Source organism: Streptomyces griseus (genome assembly GCF_001715295.1).
Classification (GTDB): domain Bacteria; phylum Actinomycetota; class Actinomycetes; order Streptomycetales; family Streptomycetaceae; genus Streptomyces; species Streptomyces griseus_G.
Genome location: NZ_MDKB01000001.1, coordinates 3,075 through 4,924 on the forward strand (window position 1 = coordinate 3,075; position 1,850 = coordinate 4,924).

Consider the following 1,850-nt stretch of genomic DNA (forward strand, 5'->3'; position numbering starts at 1 on the left):
TGGATGGGTAGGGGAGCGTCGTGTGCCGGGTGAAGCAGCCGCGGAAGCGAGTTGTGGACGGTTCACGAGTGAGAATGCAGGCATGAGTAGCGATACACACGTGAGAAACGTGTGCGCCGATTGACTAAGGGTTCCTGGGTCAAGCTGATCTGCCCAGGGTAAGTCGGGACCTAAGGCGAGGCCGACAGGCGTAGTCGATGGACAACCGGTTGATATTCCGGTACCCGCTTTGAAACGCCCAGTACTGAATCAGGCGATGCTAAGTCCGTGAAGCCGGCCCGATCTCTTCGGAGTTGAGGGTAGTGGTGGAGCCGACGAACCAGACTTGTATTAGGTAAGCGATGGGGTGACGCAGGAAGGTAGTCCAGCCCGGGCGGTGGTTGTCCCGGGGTAAGGGTGTAGGACGCACGGTAGGTAAATCCGTCGTGCATGAAGTCTGAGACCTGATGCCGAGCCGATTGTGGTGAAGTGGATGATCCTATGCTGTCGAGAAAAGCCTCTAGCGAGTTTCATGGCGGCCCGTACCCTAAACCGACTCAGGTAGTCAGGTAGAGAATACCGAGGCGTTCGGGTGAACTATGGTTAAGGAACTCGGCAAAATGCCCCCGTAACTTCGGGAGAAGGGGGGCCATCTTTGGTGATCCGATTTACTCGGTGAGCTGGGGGTGGCCGCAGAGACCAGCGAGAAGCGACTGTTTACTAAAAACACAGGTCCGTGCGAAGCCGTAAGGCGATGTATACGGACTGACGCCTGCCCGGTGCTGGAACGTTAAGGGGACCGGTTAGTGCACTTTCGGGTGTGCGAAGCTGAGAACTTAAGCGCCAGTAAACGGCGGTGGTAACTATAACCATCCTAAGGTAGCGAAATTCCTTGTCGGGTAAGTTCCGACCTGCACGAATGGCGTAACGACTTCTCGACTGTCTCAACCATAGGCCCGGTGAAATTGCACTACGAGTAAAGATGCTCGTTTCGCGCAGCAGGACGGAAAGACCCCGGGACCTTTACTATAGTTTGATATTGGTGTTCGGTTCGGCTTGTGTAGGATAGGTGGGAGACTTTGAAGCGGCCACGCCAGTGGTTGTGGAGTCGTCCTTGAAATACCACTCTGGTCGTGCTGGATGTCTAACCTGGGTCCGTGATCCGGATCAGGGACAGTGTCTGATGGGTAGTTTAACTGGGGCGGTTGCCTCCTAAAGAGTAACGGAGGCGCCCAAAGGTTCCCTCAGCCTGGTTGGCAATCAGGTGTTGAGTGTAAGTGCACAAGGGAGCTTGACTGTGAGACCGACGGGTCGAGCAGGGACGAAAGTCGGGACTAGTGATCCGGCAGTGGCTTGTGGAAGCGCTGTCGCTCAACGGATAAAAGGTACCCCGGGGATAACAGGCTGATCTTCCCCAAGAGTCCATATCGACGGGATGGTTTGGCACCTCGATGTCGGCTCGTCGCATCCTGGGGCTGGAGTCGGTCCCAAGGGTTGGGCTGTTCGCCCATTAAAGCGGTACGCGAGCTGGGTTTAGAACGTCGTGAGACAGTTCGGTCCCTATCCGCTGTGCGCGTAGGAATATTGAGAAGGGCTGTCCCTAGTACGAGAGGACCGGGACGGACGAACCTCTGGTGTGCCAGTTGTCCTGCCAAGGGCATGGCTGGTTGGCTACGTTCGGAAAGGATAACCGCTGAAAGCATCTAAGCGGGAAGCCTGCTTCAAGATGAGTATTCCCACCACCTTGAGTGGTTAAGGCTCCCAGTAGACGACTGGGTTGATAGGCCAGATGTGGAAGCCCGGTAACGGGTGGAGCTGACTGGTACTAATAGGCCGAGGGCTTGTCCTCAGTTGCTCGCGTCCACTGTGTT

1 rRNA gene (only partly in view) is annotated in these 1,850 nt (G+C 56.1%); it reads left to right on the forward strand.

Annotation, left to right across the window (positions count from 1 at the left end):
* Window positions 1–1,829, forward strand: a 23S ribosomal RNA gene (locus BA175_RS00010); it begins 631 nt to the left of the window's first position.
* Window positions 1,830–1,850 lie beyond the last annotated feature (21 nt).